General features: G+C 54.9%; 16 protein-coding genes. 15 read left to right on the plus strand and 1 reads right to left on the minus strand.

The genetic code is table 11. The features are described 5' to 3' along the window. Positions 1–111 precede the first annotated feature (111 nt). The 6 genes from KIH86_RS22245 to gtfA all read left to right on the plus strand — a co-directional run bounded on the left by KIH86_RS22245 (position 112) and on the right by gtfA (position 6819). Positions 112–1089 (plus strand): LacI family DNA-binding transcriptional regulator, encoded by a 978-nt coding sequence (locus KIH86_RS22245; RefSeq protein WP_223083512.1) that lies wholly within the window; start codon positions 112–114, stop codon positions 1087–1089. A gap of 133 nt (positions 1090–1222) precedes the next feature. Beyond that, on the plus strand, positions 1223–2548 hold the full coding sequence (locus KIH86_RS22250; protein ID WP_223083513.1) for an ABC transporter substrate-binding protein: 1326 nt from the start codon (positions 1223–1225) through the stop codon (positions 2546–2548). Between the two features lie 84 nt (positions 2549–2632). Then, positions 2633–3517, plus strand: a complete 885-nt coding sequence (locus tag KIH86_RS22255) for a carbohydrate ABC transporter permease (RefSeq protein WP_223083514.1) — start codon at positions 2633–2635, stop codon at positions 3515–3517. Beyond that, complete coding sequence (locus tag KIH86_RS22260) at positions 3517–4344, plus strand: carbohydrate ABC transporter permease (RefSeq protein ID WP_223083515.1); 828 nt, start codon at positions 3517–3519, stop codon at positions 4342–4344. Before KIH86_RS22255 ends, KIH86_RS22260 begins: the two co-directional genes overlap by 1 nt. 37 nt (positions 4345–4381) lie before the next feature. Next, positions 4382–5338 (plus strand): carbohydrate kinase family protein, encoded by a 957-nt coding sequence (locus KIH86_RS22265; protein WP_223083516.1) that lies wholly within the window; start codon positions 4382–4384, stop codon positions 5336–5338. Between the two features lie 11 nt (positions 5339–5349). After that, complete coding sequence (gene gtfA / locus KIH86_RS22270) at positions 5350–6819, plus strand: sucrose phosphorylase (protein ID WP_223083517.1); 1470 nt, start codon at positions 5350–5352, stop codon at positions 6817–6819. Positions 6820–7087: 268 nt separating this feature from the next. Here gtfA and KIH86_RS22275 read toward each other — a convergent pair whose 3' ends face one another. Next, positions 7088–10198 (minus strand): glycoside hydrolase family 2 TIM barrel-domain containing protein, encoded by a 3111-nt coding sequence (locus KIH86_RS22275; RefSeq protein ID WP_223083518.1) that lies wholly within the window; start codon positions 10196–10198, stop codon positions 7088–7090. Between the two features lie 118 nt (positions 10199–10316). Between KIH86_RS22275 and KIH86_RS22280 the strand changes: the two genes are divergently transcribed. The 9 genes from KIH86_RS22280 (at position 10317) to KIH86_RS22320 (ending at position 20083) form a co-directional block, all read left to right on the plus strand. Beyond that, on the plus strand, positions 10317–11138 hold the full coding sequence (locus tag KIH86_RS22280; RefSeq protein ID WP_223083519.1) for an AraC family transcriptional regulator: 822 nt from the start codon (positions 10317–10319) through the stop codon (positions 11136–11138). A 283-nt stretch (positions 11139–11421) separates the two neighbouring features. After that, positions 11422–12069, plus strand: coding sequence for a FusB/FusC family EF-G-binding protein (locus KIH86_RS22285; protein ID WP_223083520.1), 648 nt, complete (start codon positions 11422–11424; stop codon positions 12067–12069). 355 nt (positions 12070–12424) lie between these two features. Further along, the gene (locus KIH86_RS22290) at positions 12425–13729 is read left to right on the plus strand and encodes a diguanylate cyclase (RefSeq protein ID WP_223083521.1); all 1305 of its coding nucleotides are present in this window, start codon (positions 12425–12427) and stop codon (positions 13727–13729) included. Between the two features lie 41 nt (positions 13730–13770). Further along, on the plus strand, positions 13771–15006 hold the full coding sequence (locus KIH86_RS22295; protein WP_223083522.1) for an extracellular solute-binding protein: 1236 nt from the start codon (positions 13771–13773) through the stop codon (positions 15004–15006). A gap of 166 nt (positions 15007–15172) precedes the next feature. Further along, positions 15173–16057, plus strand: a complete 885-nt coding sequence (locus KIH86_RS22300; RefSeq protein WP_223083523.1) for a proline iminopeptidase-family hydrolase — start codon at positions 15173–15175, stop codon at positions 16055–16057. 89 nt (positions 16058–16146) lie between these two features. Next, on the plus strand, positions 16147–16494 hold the full coding sequence (locus KIH86_RS22305; RefSeq protein ID WP_223083524.1) for a hypothetical protein: 348 nt from the start codon (positions 16147–16149) through the stop codon (positions 16492–16494). Positions 16495–16674: 180 nt separating this feature from the next. Next, positions 16675–17301, plus strand: coding sequence for a hypothetical protein (locus KIH86_RS22310; RefSeq protein ID WP_223083525.1), 627 nt, complete (start codon positions 16675–16677; stop codon positions 17299–17301). Between the two features lie 223 nt (positions 17302–17524). Continuing rightward, entirely contained in the window at positions 17525–18532 is a 1008-nt protein-coding gene (locus KIH86_RS22315; RefSeq protein WP_223083526.1) for a LacI family DNA-binding transcriptional regulator, read from the plus strand. A gap of 210 nt (positions 18533–18742) precedes the next feature. Then, entirely contained in the window at positions 18743–20083 is a 1341-nt protein-coding gene (locus KIH86_RS22320; protein WP_223083527.1) for a glycoside hydrolase family 30 protein, read from the plus strand. Positions 20084–20093: the final 10 nt, after the last annotated feature.

The following is a 20093-nucleotide window of genomic DNA, read 5'->3' on the forward strand; positions in this document are numbered from 1 at the left end:
GGCCATATGAAACGGCAGAGCCACTTGCTGCAATCCGGCAAAAAGCAGTAAAATAAAGTGATTTGGCAGATTTTTTTAAAATCATATGCTTTTTGAAAGTAGTGTGGAGTGATGGCGACCATTCATGATGTGGCTTTAAGAGCAGGGGTATCGGTAACAACCGTCTCCCGTGTTATGAATAATCGGGGATACATCAGCGAGACGACCCGCAGCAAGGTGTACCAGGCAATGAGTGAACTGAATTACCAGCCCAATGAAATTGCGCGTTCCCTGCTTCGCAAGCAATCGAATATTCTGGGATTGATCATTCCCAACGTCTCGCATCCCTTTTTCAGCCAGCTGGCGGATCGGGTGGAGTACTACGCGGATATGGAAGGGTATAAGGTCCTGCTCTGCAATTCCCAAATGGACCCCTCCAAAGAACGGGATTATATCGAAATGCTGAAGCGAAACCGGGTGGACGGAATCATTATGGGCAGCCATACGCTTGAGATTGAAGAATACCAGAATCTTCGTTCCCCAATTGTTACGATTGACCGGAAAATCGACGAGGAGATTCCCTGTCTCAGCTCGGACAATTACCGGGGGGGACAACTGGCAGCCGAGCTTCTCGTGGCCAAAGGCTGCCGTAAGATCGCCCACATTTGCGGCAACCTGGATCTGAAGATGCTGTCCAATCAGCGGACCGACGCTTTTCTCGACGTAGCGGGCAGGGCGGGTGTGGGCCATCTGGTCGTTCAGACCGATATGAACGTGTTCAACGAATCGCTGTACAGTGAACTTCTGCATACGCTGCTGGAATCCAATCCGGACATCGATGGTATTTTTGCGACAAGCGATATCTTGGCCGCCTATGCCCTCAAGGAATGCATTAGGGCTGGCAAAAGAGTTCCGGAGGACGTGCGTATCGTTGGGTACGACGATGTCGGGGCGGCGCGCTGGCTGACACCGGAGCTGACGACGATCCGGCAGCCGATCGATGAATTGGGCCATCAGGCGGTTCGGCTTCTTCACAGACAAATCGAAGGCGAACAAGTGAGCTTTAACAATGTGCTTTCCGTTGAGCTGGTCGAAAGAGAGACCACATAACAACGGAAAGTTTTTTTTCGAAAATAATATGCTAAAGGTTTGACATGTCAAACCATTGACATATGTTAAAGGTTTGACATATAATCAGTTTGTAAGTTGCAAGCGATTACATCTTAAGGTTGGAGGAAGGTACATGAAAAAGACTAGATGGGTCAAAGGAATTGCCTGCACTGCAGCTCTCTCTCTCGTTCTTGCCGGTTGCGGCGGAAATGCCAACAGCGGAGACAGCGCTGAAAGCTCGGCCAACGGTTCTGCGAAAAAGGTTAAGATTACCCTGCTAAACTCGAAGAGCGAAATTCAAACCCAGCTGGAGGAGGCCGCCAAGACATTCCATCAGGACCACCCGAACATTACGCTGGAAATCATGGCGGCACCCAATGGCACATCTCCTTTTGAAAAGGCTTCCACGCTGTATGCATCCGGAAACCCGCCAACCATGATGATGCTGGATACGGCTGACGTTGAGAAATTCAAGGACCGCATTCTCGATCTGAGCGGCGAGAAATGGAATGCGGATGCGGTAGAGAATGCGACTTCCTATACGACTTTTGACGGCAAAAATTACGGCTTCCCTTTCTCGATTGAAGGCTATGGCTTCATCTATAACAAGAAGGTGCTGGACCAAGCGGTAGGCGGTACCTTCGATCCGTCCACCGTTCAGACGACCGCAGACCTGGAGAAGCTGTTCAAGCAGATTGAAGCATCCGGCAAGAAGGCCCTGATCATCTCTCCGATGGACTGGTCGCTTGGCGCTCACTTCCTGCCGCTTGCCTATGCGGGACAGAGCAAGGACATGGCCGAGGTCGACAAGTTCATCGAATCGCTCAAGGCGGGAAGCGTGGACCTCACCCAGAACAAAGTCTTTAACGGCTTGATGGATACCTTCGACATCATGATGAAATACAACATCGACCAGAAATCGCCGCTGTCCGGCGCTTACGAGCGCGGAGGCGAAATGCTGGGCAAAGGCGAAGTCGGGCTCTGGTTCCAGGGCAACTGGGCATGGCCGCAAATCCAAAGCTTTGATACCGCAAGCGGCGCTTACGCCTTCCTGCCGGTTCCGGTCAGCAACAATCCGTCGGATTACGGCAACCAGGAAATCTCCTCGGCGGTCTCCAAACGCATCGTAGTCGATAAAGAGAAGAGCTCGCCGGAGCAGCAAGAGGCGGCCAAGACCTTCCTCAACTGGATTGTGTATGAACAGAACGGCCAGGATTTCCTGGTGAACAAATCGAGCATTATTCCGGCCTTCAAGAACATTACGCTTCCGGCAGCCGATCCGCTGGGCAAGTCCATTCAGGATTATATCGCCAGAGGCAAGTCCGAGCCGTCGATGAGCCTGATGCCGGCCGACCACTGGTCCGTTGTCGGCGCCTCGATGCAGAAATACCTGAGCGGAGCGGGCGACCGTAAGGGCCTGGCGACAGAAATTCAAGATTACTGGAAGAATCTGAAGTAACCTTCTGCAATGCGGCAGACATGGTGGATAAGGCCGCAGGGCCTTATCCGCTGCCATTTATTATACGGATAGCGAGGGATCTCGATGAATACAGAAAAGGGAAGGTGGGGCCGGCTTCGCGGCGGCCTGCTGTTTACCGGTCCCACCTTGTTTTGTTTCCTGACCGTCATGATCGTGCCTTTCTTCTACGGTTTATACCTGACGTTCACGAACTGGGACGGCATTTCGACTACGCAATCGCTTGTGGGCTTTGACAATTATCTGGGTGTATTCAAGGACGCCGTCTTCTGGAAGTCCTTCGGCCTGACTTTGAAATACGTGTTGTTTACAGTGATTTCGGTGAATGCGGTGGCGTTTCTGCTGGCATTCGGATTAACCCGGGGAATGAAGGGACAGAACATTTTCCGCGCCGGCTTCTTTGTGCCCAATCTGGTCGGCGGCATCGTTCTCGGTCTGATCTGGCAGTTTATTTTTTCCCAGGTGCTCGTGTATATCGGGACGAAGACCGGCATTCCATTCCTGGAAGCCTCCTGGCTCTCGGAGCCCGGCAAGGCGTTCTGGTCGCTGGTTCTTGTTACCGTATGGCAGTATGCCGGCTATATGATGGTTATCTACATCGCGGGACTTATGAGCGTGCCGAACGATATTCTCGAGGCGGCCAGCATCGACGGGGCAAACGGCTGGACCAAGCTGGGCCGAATCACCCTTCCGCTGATGGTTCCTTCTTTTATCGTCTGCATCTTCCTTACGCTCCAGCGCGGCTTTATGGTGTATGACGTCAACCTATCGCTGACCAAAGGCGGACCGTTCAAGAGCACCGAAATGGTATCCATGCATGTATACGGCAAGGCCTTCTTGTCCCGCGATTATGGTCTGGGCCAAGCCGAGGCGCTGGTACTGTTCCTGCTCGTCACGGTCATTACGCTTCTCCAGGTGTATTTCAGCAAAAAGTTGGAGGTGGAGGCCTGATGGCAGGAACGAAAGCTTACTCCGGATGGGTTAAGACGGTGCTTCTCAGTCTGCTGCTGGTTCTCTTTGTTTTTCCGTTTCTCTTGCTCTTGCTTAACTCTTTCAAGGAAAATACCGCGATTACGTCCAATCCGCTGGGGCTTCCCCAATCGTTCAATTTGGCGAACTACAGCAAAGCGTTTGATTATATGAACTATTTCGGTTCCTTTTTCAACTCGTTGATCATCACCGTGTGCTCGGTCCTGATCATCTCGCTGTTCGCAGCCATGACGGCGCATTATTTTGTCCGGAACAACACGAAATTCAGCCAGTACACATTTCTGATGATGGTCGCTTCCATGATTATTCCGTTCCAGGCTATCATGATTCCGCTTGTGAAGATTTACGGTTCCCTTAACATGCTGGACAACAAATGGTCGCTGATCTATATGTACCTCGGGTTCGGCTGCTCGCTCGCGGTCTTTATCTATCACGGATTTGTCAAAGGGGTGCCCGCCGAGCTGGAGGAAGCTGCGCAAATCGACGGGTGCACGCGCACGCAGACCTTTTTCCGGATTGTCTTCCCGGTGCTGGCCCCGACCACGGCGACCATTTCGATCCTGAATGTCCTGTGGATTTGGAACGATTATCTGCTGCCGTCGCTTGTGCTCATCAGTCCCGGCAACCGGACGCTGCCGCTGTCCACTTATTCCTTCTATGGTACGTACTCCGTGGATTACGGGCCTTTGATGGCCGGTCTGGTCTTAACAATATTGCCTATCATGATCGTCTATCTCTTCGCCCAGAAGTACATTATCCAGGGGGTGATGCAGGGATCGATCAAATAACCGGAAAAGTTCAAGAAGAACCGTAGGGGGTATACCCGTGTTTGAATTTGAGGATAGAGTGGAATTTCCAGAGAGAAACCTAGATATTTTAACCGTCGGCGAGATGCTCGTCGATATGATTTCCGAGGAATACGGCGATTCGTTTGAAAGCCGGACGTACCGTAAATTTTTTGGAGGATCGCCCTCCAATATCGCTATGAATGTGAAGCAGCTCGGGGCTCGTCCGCTTGTCGCTTCGGCGGTGGGAGCCGACGGGCTTGGCCATTTCCTGATTGAGCATTTGAAGGAGGCCGGCATAGATACACGCTGTGTCCAGCAGGTGGAGGAGTCGACGAGTATGGTGTTGATCACCAAGAGCCGCGCGACGCCGATCCCGATCTTCTACCGGGGGGCCGATTATCAGCTGGCCTATACGCCGGAGCTTAAGGAGGCGCTGGAGCGGACGAAGATCGTCCATTTTTCCTGCTGGCCCCTGTCGAGAAAGCCGGTGAGGCAGACGATGGAAGAGGTGATGCGGGATGCCGGGCGCAATGGGGTGCTCATCTGCTTTGATCCCAACTACCACCCGATGCTATGGGAGAAAGGGGAGGACGGCGCCCGTTATGTCAAATCCATCCTGCGCCACGTGGATATCGCCAAGCCGTCGGAGGACGACGCGCAGCGGTTATTCGGGGCCGATACGCCGGAGAACCAGCTCCGGAAGTTTCTGGATCTTGGCGTCAAGCTGGTGATTCTCACTCTGGGCAAGGACGGCGCTCTGGTCTCCAACGGAAAGGAAACGGTGAAATTCGATACCCTCGCCAAGGATGTGGCGGATACGACGGGCGCGGGAGACGCTTTCTGGTCCGGTTTTTATGCCGCGCTGGTCAAAGGTTATCCCATTCGCAGGGCGCTGAAGCTCGGGATGGCGGTAAGCGCCTATAAGCTGCAATATATGGGAGCGGTCGTCGATTTGCCGAAGCTTGTGGAACTTGAACAACGTTATCAGATATAGGAGGTCAGGAAATGGCGGTCAACAACCAAGTACAGCTGATTACGTATCCCGACTCGATGGGCGGGGACTTAGCGGGGCTGAATCATGTGCTGGAGCGGTATTTTGCGGGTATCTTCAAGGGCGGTGTCCATATTCTTCCCCCCTTCCCTTCGTCGGGAGACAGAGGGTTCGCTCCGCTTACGTATCTGGAGATCGAGCCAAGCTTCGGAACGTGGGAAGAGATCAAGGCCATTGGGGAAAAGTACGATGTTCTGCTGGACCTGATGGTCAATCATATTTCGCGGCAGTCGGCGTATTTTCAGGATTTTCTGGGGCAAGGAAGACGTTCGCCTTATGCGGACCTGTTTCTGACGCTGGATAAAATATGGGAGGACGGAAAGCCGGTACCGGAGGACATCGCCAAAATGTTTCTGCGGCGGAGCCTGCCATATTCCACCTTCACGATCAAGGAGACCGGAGAAGAGGAGAAGGTGTGGACCACCTTCGGAAAGACCGATCCGTCCGAGCAGATCGACCTCGATATCCATTCGGAGACGGTCAAGAGCCTGCTGAAGGAGATCTTCGAGAATTTCAAGCGAAACAAGGTCAAGATTGTCAGACTGGATGCCGTGGGCTATGTCGTTAAAAAGCTCGGCACCAGCTGCTTCTTCGTGGAACCGGACATTTATGAATTCCTGGACTGGATCAAGGAGCTGGCCGACTCGCATGAAATCGAGCTTCTTCCGGAGGTTCATGCCCATTACAGCATTCAATACAAGCTGGCGGAGCACGGATTCTGGATTTATGACTTTATTCTGCCTTACCGCATCCTCGATACGCTGGTGAACAAGAACAGCGAAGCGCTGCTTGATTATTTGCGGGCGCGTCCCGCGAAGCAGTTCACCATGCTGGACTGCCATGACGGCATCCCCGTGAAGCCCGATCTCGACGATCTGATCGATACGAAGGAGGCGCGGAAGCTGGTCGATCTTTGCGTGGAGCGCGGCTCCAACCTCAGCCTCATTCTCTCCGATGAGCATAAAGCCAGTGACGGGTTCGATGTCCACCAGATCCGCTGCTCGTTCTACTCGGTCCTGAATGGTGACGACGACGCCTATCTGGCAGCCCGGGCCATCCAGTTCTTTACACCGGGCATTCCGCAGGTGTACTATGTAGGGCTTCTGGCCGGTGAGAACGATATGGACAGCGTGCAGCGGACGGGGGAAGGACGGGAAATCAACCGGCATAACTTCAGCGTGGAGGAGATCGAACGATCGCTGGAGAAGAAGGCCGTGCAGCGGCTGCTTCAGCTGATCCGGTTCCGTAACGGGTATGAGGCCTTTAACGGGGAGTTCCGGGTGCTGGACTCCGCCAAGGACGAAATCCGGCTCGAATGGAGCAAAGGGAATCTGCGCTGCACCCTGAATGTAAATCTCTCCGCCAATCGGACGGTCATCGAATATGTGGATGAGGAAGGCCAGAACGCACGATATGAGGTATAGGGAAAGTAACGAAGTATAGGGGAAGGATTAGGGGATAGCCCCATGCCGAAGCCTGTATTCCGAAAAAAACAGGGCTGTCTCCAGGCGGATAAACCGCTTGGTGACAGCCCTGTTAATTTATAGATCAGAACGTAGAGCATTTAAAGTTCAGGCATCCTGATCCCGCAAGAAAGACTACCGCTAAAGAGGAATTCGGCAACATCTTCGATGAGACTTCGATAGGAGCCTTTCTTATCTTTTCTTACGCTGCGTCCCGTTTCCTGCTTCCTTAAGGACGCGGCGAGAACGTGAAGGTGAACACATATGGCCGGTTCGCCGGCAATGTAAATTCCTCATGGGTCGGCGCTCCCCAGCTGTCGTCTCCGCCGACACCCATCTGCTTGTAATTGACCCGGAGAATCGTCTTGTCGCTTGTCGGCAGCTTGTAGGCATGGTCATGGGCTTCCAGTTCGAGCGGCGACCACGGCAGGGCGCACAGCTCAAACGGGATATCCGCCTCGAACCGCAGGCCGGCTCCGCCGGCGCTCTGCGACATCTCGGCGAAGCGAACGTCCGTCTTGTTGCCGCATTCCTGCGGCTTCAGGTAAGGGACGAACTGGTCCCGGACAGCGCCGCTGTAGGAGCCGAGACGTGCCCCGGTCTGGCGGTCCCAGTAATTCTCATGCGGGCCTCTGCCGTACCAGGATACCGTGTCCAGCTGCCCTGTCAGCGGGAAGAGGTAACCGAATTCCGGAAGCTGGGCAAGGCCGGTTCCGGGGTTCAGCGCCTGTCGAACCTCGATGGCTCCATCCGCAGCGATGCGGTAGGTCAGCGACAGCGTGCAGGAAGGATGGCTCTCCCATGTGTAATCCGCCTGAACCACAGCGGTTCCGCCCTCCATGCGCTGGCTGAAGCCGGTGAGCCGACGCTCCGACAGGGCGGACCGCCAGAAGGCGGAGCGCTCCGGCAGCTTGTTGCCGCAGTCGTTGTCGGTCATCGCTCTCCAGAAGTTCGGTCTCGCCGGACCTGCAAGCAGCTCGCTGTTCTCCCATTGATAGGAGACCAGATCGCCGGTAACCTGGCTGAAGCGGACAGCCGCTTTGCCGCAGTCGATAAGGAGCTCATCGCTGGAGCTTATCATCTCGGCCGTTCCTTCCGCAAAGGCGGACAGTGCGCGGCGGACACGGGGAGACAGAATAAACTGTTCCCAGGCGACCTCATGCCCGGCTTCAGCCCATGCCTGAGCCTCTTTTGTCACGAGGGACACCGTCAATACGGCTTCTTGATCCGTCTCGAACGCAGTAGTGTATGGGATCTTCACGTCTACCGTTTCGCCGGGAGCTGCTGCAATCTGCAGCGTACCGCTTTGAACGGCTGATCCGTCATGCTCGACCTTCCAGGCTAACTCATAGACGCCGAGATCGGTGAACAGATACTGATTGCGGATGCGAATAAGCCCTTCACGCAGATCGGCCGCCTCGAATCGCACATCCTGATAGCATTTCTTCACTTCATACAGCTTCGGCGAAATCGTCCGGTCGGCAAAAATCAGGCCGTTGCCGCAGAAATCCCCGTCATGCGGCGATTCGCCGAAGTCTCCGCCGTAAGCGAGATACTCCACACCGTCGGCAGTTGTCGTCCGGATCGCCTGGTCAACCCAGTCCCAGATGAATGCGCCCTGCAAAATATCATAGCGGTCGAACAGCTCCCAGTACAGATGGAGTCCGCCCAGGGAGTTCCCCATGGCATGGGCGTATTCGCACAGAATATACGGCTTCTTCGGATTGCTGCGCGCGTATTCCTCAACCTGGGGGGGCTTGATATACATCGTTGATTCAATATCGCTGGCCGCCTCGGAAGGTCTATAATGGAAGATGCCTTCATAGTGGACGAGTCTTGTCGGATCGGCTTCCTTCAGGAAGTCGTGCATGGCGATGAAGCTGTCACCCCCGAACGATTCGTTGCCGAGCGACCAGATGATAATCGAAGGATGATTCTTATCCCGCTGGAACATCGAGTTGCAGCGATCCAGCACATTGGCGAGCCATTCCGGACGGCTTGCCGGCACGGTGAACTCGCCCAGCTCCTGCTGCCCGTATTTCCAGGAGCCATGCGTCTCCAGGTTGGTCTCGTCAATGACATAGAGGCCGTATTCGTCGCAGAGCTCATACCAGATAGACTGGTTCGGATAATGAGAAGTCCGGACCGCGTTCACATTAAAGGCCTTCATAAGCTCGATATCCCGGATCATCTCCGCCTTGCCGAGAGCCCGGCCGGCATCCGCCGAGAATTCATGCCGGTTGACGCCTTTGAAGACGATCCGCTTGCCGTTGATCTTCATCAGGCCGTCCTTCAGCTCGAACTTGCGGAATCCGGTCCGGCAGCTGACGGCTTCCAGAATGCCGCCATCGCTGTCTTTCAGCGTCACTACCAGCGTATACAGATTCGGCGCTTCGGCGCTCCATTTCAGCGGATTTCGGATCTCGGCCGACAGCTTGAGCTTGCAGTCTTCTTCACCTGCGAGGGAAGCAGCGGCGGCAAGCGGCTGCTCCAGTACGGCTCTGCCATGGGCGTCATACAGCTGCGCTTCCACCGTAACGGAACCGGCAGACTCGTCCCAATAGTTCGTCAGCTCAACATCCAGTTGCAGCTCCGCATCCCGGTATTCGGCATCCAGCTCGGGACGGGCGAAGAAGTCCGAGATAAAGACGGAAGGCGGCGAATACAGGTACACGTCGCGGAAAATGCCGCTCAGCCGCCAGAAATCCTGATCCTCCAGCCAGCTGGCGTCACACCAGCGGTATACTTCGACTGCGAGCTTGTTCTCGCCGTCTCGAAGATACGGCGTGAGGTCGAATTCCGATGGGGTGAAGGTGTCCTCGCCATAGCCGACAAGCTCCCCGTTCACCCAGACGTAGAAGGCGGACTCGACACCCTGGAAGCTGATGAACACGGGACGGCCCTTCCAGTCGTCGGGAACACTAAATGTACGGATGTATGAGCCGACCGGATTGTAGCGTGTTGGGGCATACGGGGGGTTTAACTCCGGCTCGGATTCCGCCCAGGGATAACGGACATTCGTATATTGAGGGTAATCATACCCCTGAAGCTGCCAGTGGGAGGGAACAGGCATATCACCCCAGCCGCTGGAGTCGTAGTTCATTTCATAAAAGGATTGAATTCGCTGCTCCGGTGTCTCCGCAAAGGCGAACTTCCAGGTCCCGTTCAGGGACCGGTAGAACGGCGAAGATGCCGCATCGCGGGCCAGCGCTTCCGGGACGCCGGGGAAAGGCATCATGGAAGAATGAGCCTTAAGCCTTCCCAATTGGAAAATCTCCGGATTGTTGTTCCATTCCGGGTAGCCGTTAGCCGGCGCCGTATAAGCCAGTTTGGTGCGCATAGTAGCAACTCCTTCTTATAGATCGTATAATATTAACATTATATGATTGAATAATGGCTTAGAAAATAAAGAATATTATCTGAAAATATCAAAATATGAAACTAAGGAGAGGCTGGAAATGGAGTCCAAAATGATCTTCGGAAAGTCGGATGAAACGTCCTTGCTGCCGCTCTATATGACGACGGCCGGGTATTGGGAGCATCAGACGGAGACGATCCGGACGTCGGGCTTTCCCGATTTTCAGCTCCATCAGGTGCTAAACGGACAGGGAAGGCTCATCATCGGGGAGAAGGAGCTGACAGTTGGTCCCGGGGATGTTTTTTTCCTGTTTCCGGAAATTCCGCACCGCTATACACCGATCAGCGACCGCTGGGAGCTCGCCTGGGTGTCGTTTCAGGGCAGAGAAGCCCGGCAGCTGCTGGCGTATGCGGGAGTGAATGAGTCGGGGGCCGCCAATCTCAGGCGGGATTCCCTGCTGAACGAGCTGCAGCAAATGCTTGTGCTGGAAGAGGGGGAAGAGGAATTCGAAGCGGAATGCTCCAAGCTGCTGTATCAGCTGTTGCTGGATTTGAAGAAGCTTCTGCCCGCACCAATGAACCGGGATTACGGGATGGAGCGAATACGGCCTGTCCTGAGGCATATCGCAGGGAACCTGGAGCGCCCCCTGCCGCTCGCCGAACTGGCGGACATAGCCGGGGTTTCGCCCCAGTACCTGTGCAGGCTTTTTCAGAAGACGCTGAAGATGCGGCCGCTAACATATGTCACTCAGGAGCGCATCAACCGGAGCAAGAAGCTGATGTTCAGCGAAGCCGGCCGAAAAATCTACGAAATTGCCGCCCTTGTCGGCTATGAGAATGCCAGCTATTTCTGCGCGGTCTTCAAGCGGCATACCGGCATGAGCCCGGAGGATTTTAAGGTGCTGCATGGTTTGGGGCGCTGAGTGTAAAGGAGTCTGGGGGTTGGTGATCCGTAGACGGGGATCAATTGTACCCGGTGGCGATTTTTGCTATACTTCTCCCATCCGTATGTGTTAGGGGGTCTTACCGTTGGCAATACCGAATTGCTCATTGGCTAGGAAGTCCTCATGCAGAGCCTGATTAGGGGCGATACTTTGCGTGGGGTGCGGTGGAATGAATTCGATCGCCCAAACTGACTTTATCGTTTCTAATAACGGGCTTTGCACCTTATTGTCTTGTTCAATAATAATAAGGGGCTGAGAAGCTATGAATACACCATTTATTAGAAACCACCAATTTAATGTTATTAAGAAGCAAGCGGAATTCCTTCAGAAGACACTGCGCAGCGTTGCGGACCGGAGCGTTCTGGAGACCGTAAGACATCGGGCCGTCATGAACATTGTCGAGGCATTTCCCAGTCTATCCGAGGATCAGAAGGGGATGCTGGGACAAATATCGGTCTTGGAGTCGGCTTATGATTTCCAAAGATATCTTAGCGCTTTGGAACCTTGCCTGGAGCCTTTTCCGCCGATTACGCCGAAGCAGATTCAGAAGCTATTCCCTAAAAATAAAAAACTGAAAATACCGGATCTGGCATCCATCGACTTGCGGTATGTGACCTATCTGGGCTGGACGGATATTGCCACGAACAAGTTGTTCATCGTATATCCGCACGGCGGACAGTTCATCGGCATCGAAGGAAGGCTTACGCCGACCAACAAGAAAGGGTACTGCCTGTTCTGCAACCGGCATCACGAGCTTGCATTCTTCTCGGTGCAGACCAAGGCTGCCGGCATGTCGCAGGATAATCTCTCTCGATTCGGCCATTATATATGCCTGGATAACCGGGAATGCAATGACAGTATTACCGACACCGCTCCATTGGAGAAGTTCATACACACAGTTCGCAAATAGCGCAATTGGAAAAAAAGGCTGCCGTCACGTACGGCAGCCTCTTCAGCTATTTAGCCCATATCAGCGGCGGCGACCCTGGACCGGCTCATGCACTGAGAGGTAGGACATTGACTTCCGGGTAAATAATCTCCAGCTTGCACACCGGAATCTCCGCTTCCTGAGCTCGTTGCTGTGTCGGTCCGGTTGGTAGACGAGTTAGGGATATTACGATCTGCACTGAATAGATGCCCTGAGTCATTTATCCTAGTGTGAAATGCAAGGGAATAAGGAGAAGCAGCGGATTTTTGGCTTCATTACGACTAAAGTCCTACCGATATAATAACTAACATACTGAAAGCAGCCGGGGTGCTGATCGATGAGATTATCCATTCGAAGCAAGCTATATCTTGGATTCAGTATAATCATCGTGTTGTTTCTGATTACCGCTGCCGTCTCGACCTATCTGTCGCAGCGCAATGTCAATCTGACGCGCAGCATTCTGGAATCGGAGCAGCGGATGGAGAGCGTTCAGCGGCTGAATCTGTTCGCCAGAACGGCGAACGACAACCTGGCGCGCTATCTGATTGCGCCTATTTATGTAGAGGATGAATTCAAGACCAGCTTCGATTCCGGCGTTCAGTACGTCAGCGAGGAGCTGATCCGTCTCAGCGCCATGATCCAGGAGGCGGAGGACGGCTCCCAGATTAATAGCTTCAAGCAAAAATGGGCGTCATACATGAAGGAGAGCAACCAGCTTATTCAGATGAAGAAGGATGGGCGCGTTGAAGAAGCGCGTGAAATTTCCTCCAGAGACAGCTTTGATCCCATTGCGTTCTCTTTGCACAGCTTCTATGTGAGGGAGAAGGCCGATACGGAGACGTACAGGACGACGATCGAACACAACGGAGAGATTATCCGGTTCATCAATCTTACGCTGACTGCGCTGGCGGTATTACTGTCCATTGCCGTTGCGATCGTACTGTCGAGCCATCTTACCCGACGAATCCGGCATCTCAAGAACTCGGCACAGGCGGTAGCCGGCGGCAATCTGCGCGTCGCGGATCTATCCTTCAAAGGCGGAGACGAGCTTGCCGAGTTGGCGGAATCCTTCAATATGATGAAAGAGTCGCTGCGGTCGGTCATCGACTCCAATCATTTTCTATACCATCTGTCTTTGCTTGACGGCCTCACAGGGATTCCGAACCGGCGCTGTTATGATGAGACGCTGGTCCGGGAGTGGGAGCTTCTGTCAACCGGCGACCGTTCGCTCGCCATTATCCTGGTGGATATCGATTACTTCAAGTTTTACAATGATCAGTATGGACATCAAGCCGGGGATGCCTGCCTGAAACGGGTAGCAGGCATTCTGCTGGAGCAGATCCGGGGACAGGGCTTCGTTGCCCGCTACGGCGGCGAAGAGTTTGTTGTACTGCTGCCGGACCGGACGCTTGACGACGCAGCCGGCATCGCAGAGTCGCTCCGGAAGGCCGTTGCCGGGGAGCGCATCCCGCATGAAGGCTCGAAGATTGAGGCCTTCATAACGCTGAGCCTTGGAGTAGCGGCTATGCCCGCCGCGCTCACAGCAAGCCCCGAAATCCTGCTGGGGCAGGCTGATGAAGCGCTCTATCAGGCCAAGTCGGGCGGACGGAACCGGACCTGCGTCCACGGCCAGGGATTTTAGCGGCCTGGTCAAAGGCCGATGAAGAAAGGAAGGCCCGCGTTATGAAGCTTAGAGCTGCGCTGCCGCTTCTGGCGATTGTCCTGCTGCTGCTGTCCTGCAGCGCCAAGGGGAACGCCGATGAACCTGTGCAATTGGTGTTCTGGACGACGACTTCGGAGTCGGAATCGCATTTCTTCCGTCAGGTGATCGCGGAGTTTGAGGACGCCCATCCCAATATCTCCGTCATCCTTATTGAGAAAGCGCTGTCATCTGCCAGCAATGAATATAAGACTGCCATTCTGGGCGGCCAGAGCATTGATGTGCTCCGGGCGGATAATACCTGGATTCCCGATTATGCCGATCTCGACATTATTATGCCGCTGGATCAGCTGGCGCAAGCCCGGGAGCTGTCCCGATTCGTGCCGACCGCGCTGTCCGCGGTCACCTATCAGGGACAGGTCTACGGACTACCCTCCGTAATGGAGGTTCCGGCGCTGATGTACAATAAAGCCCATCTGAAGGAGGCGGGCTACGACCATCCGCCGCAGACGATGGACGAGCTGATGGCGATGGCTAAAGCGCTGTCCGGTCCGGAGAGATATGGTCTTTATGTCACCGAGGATTCCTATTTTGCGCTTCCTTTCGTATGGGCGTTCGGAGGTGATACGGTAACCGCCGACCGGAAGATTGAAATCTCCTCGACCGGCTCGCAGAAGGCCTTTGCGTTCATGCGGGAGCTGCGGACAGAGGGAGCTTCACAGCCCTACGCGAGCTTCGAAGGCTGGTACGATACGATGATGCATGACTTCGGCGTGGGCAAGGCCGCGATGGTTATCAACGGCCCCTGGGCGGTGGCTGATCTGCTGAAGACCAAGGAATTCACCGATCCGGATAACCTCGGTGTCGCCCCCATTCCGAGAGGTCCCGCCGGACAGGGCTCCCCAATCGGCGGCCACAGCCTCGTCATTAATCGATACAGCGAGCATCCGAAGGAGAGCTATGAGCTGATCTCCTTCCTGACGAGCGAAGAGGTCCAGGCCAGGCAGAGCCTGTCGTTCCAGACGCTGCCGACCCGCAGCGATGTGTACGCGGACCCTCGGCTGAGTTCGAATTATCTGCTGCAGAGCTTCAAGGAACAGCTATCATTGGCGCGCAGCCAGCCCATGATACCGGAGAGCTCCAAGCTGTACCGCGATTTCACAACGAATCTGAACGCGATGCTGCTGGGACGCGAGACTCCCCGAGAGGGAGCGCAGAGGATTGAAGACGCCTGGAAGAGCATACTGAAGCTGGAGTAGAGCCGGGAATGGGGAGCCGTTCTTCGGCTCACTGTCATTTCGGAGGTGCAAGCAGCTCTTGTGCTGTAGAGTGCCCGGCCTGGCTCTGGGGCTTTACCTCCGCATGGCCATCCTATATGGTATAGGGACAGACGGAATCAAGAAAGGAAAATGGTGAGCATACAGGATGAGACAGCGTGAAGGATATGTCGACGTGCCGGGCGGAAAGGTCTGGTACAGCCTGACTGGAGAGGAGAATAGCGGTGTCCCGCTCATCGTTATGCACGGCGGACCGGGCGGATCGCATCTGCTGCTGAAGTCTACGCTCCATGTGCTGGCTGATGAACGGCCGGTGCTGTTCTACGATCAATTGGGATCGGGTAATTCGGAGAGACCGGCTGATCCCTCGCTCTGGACGACCGGGCGATTTACCGAGGAGCTTGCCTGCATCAGGCAGCAGCTTGGCCTGGACGAGGTCCATCTGCTTGGACATTCATGGGGGACGATACTGGCGGCTTCCTATCTTCTGGATTGTGCGCCATCCGGCGTGCGCAGCGTCATTTTCTCCAGCCCTTGCCTGAGCGCAGAGCTGTGGAAACGGGATGCCGACGGTTTCCTGGCCCTGCTGCCTGCCGAGACGCAGGCGGTCATCGGTCATCATGAGGCGCACGGAACGACCGATTCGGAGGAATACGAGGCCGCGATGAAGGAATATTACCGCAGGCATGTGAACCGGCTGGAACAGCCGTCCCCCCTGGCGGCGGAGAGCCGCGCCAAAGCCAACCGGGAAGTGTATATGGCGATGTGGGGACCTTCCGAGTTCACACCGACCGGCATTCTGAAGACCTACGACTGTACACCAAGGCTGCATGAGCTGGATCTGCCGTCGCTCTTTCTGTGCGGCCGTTACGATGAGGCGTCGCCGGAGTCGACGGCCTATTACCGTTCGCTGGTTCCTGGAGCCTCGCTGCATATTTTGGAGAACAGCTCGCACTCAGGCTATTTGGAGGAACCTGAAGCCTACATCCGGGCTGTACGGGCGTTTCTGAAGAAGACGGAAGACATGCGTTAAATCATATCCCCTTTTTCTGAAATACGATAAAATTTTCATAAAAATTTGGCATGACTCAGGCGGCAACTCAGGAAAAGGGGCGATGTGCAGTGATTAACGCAGAGACACTCAGCAGCTATTACGAGAAGAAGGGCAGACTTCAGCAGAATTTTCTGTCCAAGCAGTTTCAGGCTGACCTTCCCAAGTTCTCGGCACATGAAGAAGCGGCAGGCTGGTTCAGCTCGCTGTTCGGCGAGGACTTTATTTTTGTGGAGAAAATGAAGACGGCGACGGAAGATGAGTTCTACTACCTGTACGATATCATCCATGACCGCCCGAGATGGGAGCGCCGGGAGCAGGATATCAAGGAAAAGGGCTTTGCCAACGGACTTGGCATGCTGCTCTGCGCCCAGCGGGTCGATATTTACGAAGACGGTTCAGTCGAACTGGCGTTCTGATAAGGTTCCCATCGGAGCATGAGGCCAGCTTTGTGCGTTTCTGTGCGCGGGGCTGGTTTTTTGCTGTTTTTTGCCGTTTTTTAGTGTTACTATTAGGTTAGTGTTTTCCTGTAAAAAGAAGAATCGGGACAAGCACGCCGCTTATCCATTCTTATATATATTAAAAAGCAGGGGTCATACATGAAAAAACTACAAAGCATGGCAGTTCTCATTCTTCTCCTTGCCGCCACAGGCTGCGGCGGCGGAGCAATTGCACCGCGGCAGGCGGCTGAATCGGCCGTGCCAGCTGTGTCGGTGTCGCCTTCGGACGCGAGCAGCGCTCCGGCGGCTTCCGCCGCGCCGGTCGCACCTTCTCCGCAGGCATCGGCAGTTCCCGCTTCGCCTTCGCCGGAACCATCGCCTTCGCCAGCCGCTTCGGCGCAGACACAGGCACAGGCTCAGCCCTCCACCAAGCCCGCAGGAACAAGCAGTCAGGACAACAAGCAGCTGTGGGCGAAGATCGACAAATCGCTGCAGGATGAGGACTATGAGACGATCGCCGCACTGGTGAAGGCCGTTTCGAATCCGGATGAAGAATTGAAGGCTATGTATCTGTTCGCCCAGTACAATATTTACGGACAGGATGGGGACGACGCGAAATCGGTGGAAGCCCTGTACCAGATTCCGGACACTTACCAGGGAAGACATGCAGATCTGATTGCATACTGGAAATATGTCCATGAGTCGTTTGAGGCGGGCAAGACGGATAATGTCACATTCGACGAATTCAAGACGAAGTACTACAAACCCGGGAAGAGCGCGGAGTAACAAGGACGCAGGACATCAGTTTGATAGGCAGGGACCTGGTACGCAGGTCCGAAGATCAAGACGCCGCCGACAGCAGCGCAGCCGCCAGACAGCGGCTCGTGCCGGGCGGCGTTTTTTGTGTTGGTGCAGCTTGCGGTCCCGGAACTTTAATCATTGACTTTTGAGATGGAAGCCGTTACACTTCACTCGAACGAAATGGATTTCGAAAAGGAGGTGACAAGGCTTGATTACCATCTACGACATCGCCAAGGCGACCGGCTATTCGCCGACAACTGTCTCCAAGGTGTTCAACCACTACAGCGACGTGAGCGAGAAGACCAAGAACAAAATTCTGGATGCCGCGAAGGAGATGGGGTATTTGCCCAATTCTCACGCGCGGACGCTGATGACCAAGAAGTCCTGGACCATCGGCATTCTGTTCAATGAGTTCTCCGGGATGGGGATTCGGCATCCGTTCTTTAATGGCGTTCTCGACAGCTTCAAGCGGACGGCGGAAGCCGGAGGGTATGACCTTATGTTCATCTCCGGCAACATCGGGGGGAAGAGCAGCAGCTATTTGGAGCACTGCCGGTTTAGAAGTGTTGACGGCGTCGTGATTGTGCTGGCGGACGCCCTGGACCCCGGGGTGGAGGAACTGGTGGACAGCGGGCTTCCCTGCGTCATTCTGGATTACGAATCAAGGAAGGCGGGAACGGTCTGCTCCGATAATGTCAACGGCAGCTTCCTGGCTGTTCAGTATTTGCATGAATTGGGGCACCGCCATATCGCCCATATATCCGGGGGAGAAGGAACATTTGCGGGACGCCAGCGGAGGCTTGGCTACGAGATGGCCGTCGGTAGACTGAAGCTGGGGAAGCGGGAGGATTATATCGTTACAGGAGGAGAGCATTTCTCCACCCGTGACGGTTACGCGGCGATGAGTCTGCTCCTGGATCTGGACCAGCCGCCGACCGCTGTGCTGGCGGCAGGGGACAATCTGGCCCTTGGAGCCATCAAAGCTGCGCAGGAGCGGGGCCTGAAGGTTCCGGAGGACCTGTCCGTCATCGGCTTCGACGATATCGAAGCTGCCGGGCTGGTAACGCCGGCCTTGACTACGATCCGTCAGGATATCAGCAGCATCGGCAAGAGAGCGGCGGATATGCTGATCCAATCAATCGAGACGGTCCGCGCGCCGGAAGCGGCTGTGCTGCCGGTGGAGCTGATTGTCCGCGATTCCTGCAAGCCCCTGTAAGGAGAATTAGGCCGGCGCTAGCGGGTTAATCGCTCATTCAGCCGCATACTTATATTGAGGGCGGCATTTCAACAAGTGAAAGCGGCATTTAACAAGACATCCCCGGGATGTCTCGCTGACTTTTACGAAACCCATTTCGATTCGTTCATCAGCCTTTTTGATCCACCGTATTCTCCCGAATTTCAGTAATTCAGAAAAGGAGCGTTACTTATGACAAGCGGAACCATTATTTTGACCAGCCGTGACACGAATGACCGTCTTTCCAACCGCGGTACGCTGAGCTTTACAGACAAGACGCCGGGGCAGTCCGCCGATCTGGAGCTGATTCCAACGGTTTCCTACCAGACAATCCTCGGCTTTGGAGGCGCTTTTACCGAAGCGGCGGCGTACACGCTGTCGCGGATCGGAGAAGAGAAGCGCCGGGAAATCATCGGCCGGTATTTCGATCCCGTGAACGGGCTTGGCTACACCTTGGGCCGGGTCCATATCCACAGCTGCGATTTCGCGCTCGGCAATTATACCTATGTGAAGGATCACGATGTGGAGCTGGAGAGCTTCGATATTTCCCATGACCGTCAGTGGGTGCTGCCGCTGATTAAGGATGCGATGGGGGTAAAAGGCGGCGCCTTCACGCTGCTGGCCTCTCCGTGGAGTCCCCCGGCCTGGATGAAGACGAATGGCGAAATGAACAACGGGGGCAAGTTGAAGCCGGAATACCGGCAGGCATGGGCAAATTACTACGCCAAGTTTATCCGGGCTTATGAGGCTGAGGGAGTGCCGATCTGGGGCATCACGGTGCAGAACGAGCCGGCCGCCAAGCAGACTTGGGATTCCTGCGAATATACGGCGGAGGAAGAGCGCGATTTTGTCAGGGACTATCTGGGGCCGATCATGCACCTCGAGGGGCTGGAGAACGTCAACATTCTGGTCTGGGACCATAACCGCGACATTGTTGTGGAGCGCGCCTCGACCATCCTGAATGATCCGGAAGCGGCCAAATACGTATGGGGAACCGGCCTCCACTGGTATGTCAGCGAGGCCTTCGATCAGGTGGGCAAGGTTCATGAGCTGTTCCCGGATAAGCATCTGCTGTTCACGGAAGGCTGCCAGGAGGGCGGCGTACATCTCGGTTCCTGGGAGACCGGTGAACGCTATGGCCGGAACATGATCGGCGACTTCAACAACTGGATGGAGGGCTATCTGGACTGGAATCTGGTGCTCGACGAGACGGGCGGCCCGAATCATGTGAACAATCTGTGCGACGCACCGGTCATTGCAGATACCCGAACGGGAGAGATTCATTACACCAGCTCCTATTACTATATCGGGCATTTCAGCAAATTCGTTGCCCCTGGTGCAGTTCGGATCGGGCAGGCACTCTCCCGGAGCAACCTGCAATCCGCCTCCTTCCGCAATCCGGACGGAACGCTGGCGGTGATTGTCATGAATGAGAGCGAGGACATGCAGACATTCACGCTGGGCTGCGGCGGAAAATTGGCTGAAACCAGCCTGCCCGCACACTCGATCGCAACTTATGTGCTTGAGAACTGACGTCCATCGG

The organism is Paenibacillus sinensis (assembly GCF_019904155.1).
Classification (GTDB): domain Bacteria; phylum Bacillota; class Bacilli; order Paenibacillales; family Paenibacillaceae; genus Paenibacillus_AQ; species Paenibacillus_AQ sinensis.

Excerpts from the sequence above, each read along its gene's own strand:
- KIH86_RS22245 (WP_223083512.1), top strand. The coding sequence starts at position 112 with ATGGCGACCATTCATGATGTGGCTTTAAGAGCAGGGGTATCGGTAACA.
- KIH86_RS22250 (WP_223083513.1), top strand. The coding sequence starts at position 1,223 with ATGAAAAAGACTAGATGGGTCAAAGGAATTGCCTGCACTGCAGCTCTC.
- KIH86_RS22255 (WP_223083514.1), top strand. The coding sequence starts at position 2,633 with ATGAATACAGAAAAGGGAAGGTGGGGCCGGCTTCGCGGCGGCCTGCTG.
- KIH86_RS22260 (WP_223083515.1), top strand. The coding sequence starts at position 3,517 with ATGGCAGGAACGAAAGCTTACTCCGGATGGGTTAAGACGGTGCTTCTC.
- gtfA (WP_223083517.1), top strand. The coding sequence starts at position 5,350 with ATGGCGGTCAACAACCAAGTACAGCTGATTACGTATCCCGACTCGATG.
- KIH86_RS22275 (WP_223083518.1), bottom strand. The coding sequence starts at position 10,198 with ATGCGCACCAAACTGGCTTATACGGCGCCGGCTAACGGCTACCCGGAA.
- KIH86_RS22280 (WP_223083519.1), top strand. The coding sequence starts at position 10,317 with ATGGAGTCCAAAATGATCTTCGGAAAGTCGGATGAAACGTCCTTGCTG.
- KIH86_RS22285 (WP_223083520.1), top strand. The coding sequence starts at position 11,422 with ATGAATACACCATTTATTAGAAACCACCAATTTAATGTTATTAAGAAG.
- KIH86_RS22290 (WP_223083521.1), top strand. The coding sequence starts at position 12,425 with ATGAGATTATCCATTCGAAGCAAGCTATATCTTGGATTCAGTATAATC.
- KIH86_RS22295 (WP_223083522.1), top strand. The coding sequence starts at position 13,771 with ATGAAGCTTAGAGCTGCGCTGCCGCTTCTGGCGATTGTCCTGCTGCTG.
- KIH86_RS22300 (WP_223083523.1), top strand. The coding sequence starts at position 15,173 with ATGAGACAGCGTGAAGGATATGTCGACGTGCCGGGCGGAAAGGTCTGG.
- KIH86_RS22310 (WP_223083525.1), top strand. The coding sequence starts at position 16,675 with ATGAAAAAACTACAAAGCATGGCAGTTCTCATTCTTCTCCTTGCCGCC.
- KIH86_RS22320 (WP_223083527.1), top strand. The coding sequence starts at position 18,743 with ATGACAAGCGGAACCATTATTTTGACCAGCCGTGACACGAATGACCGT.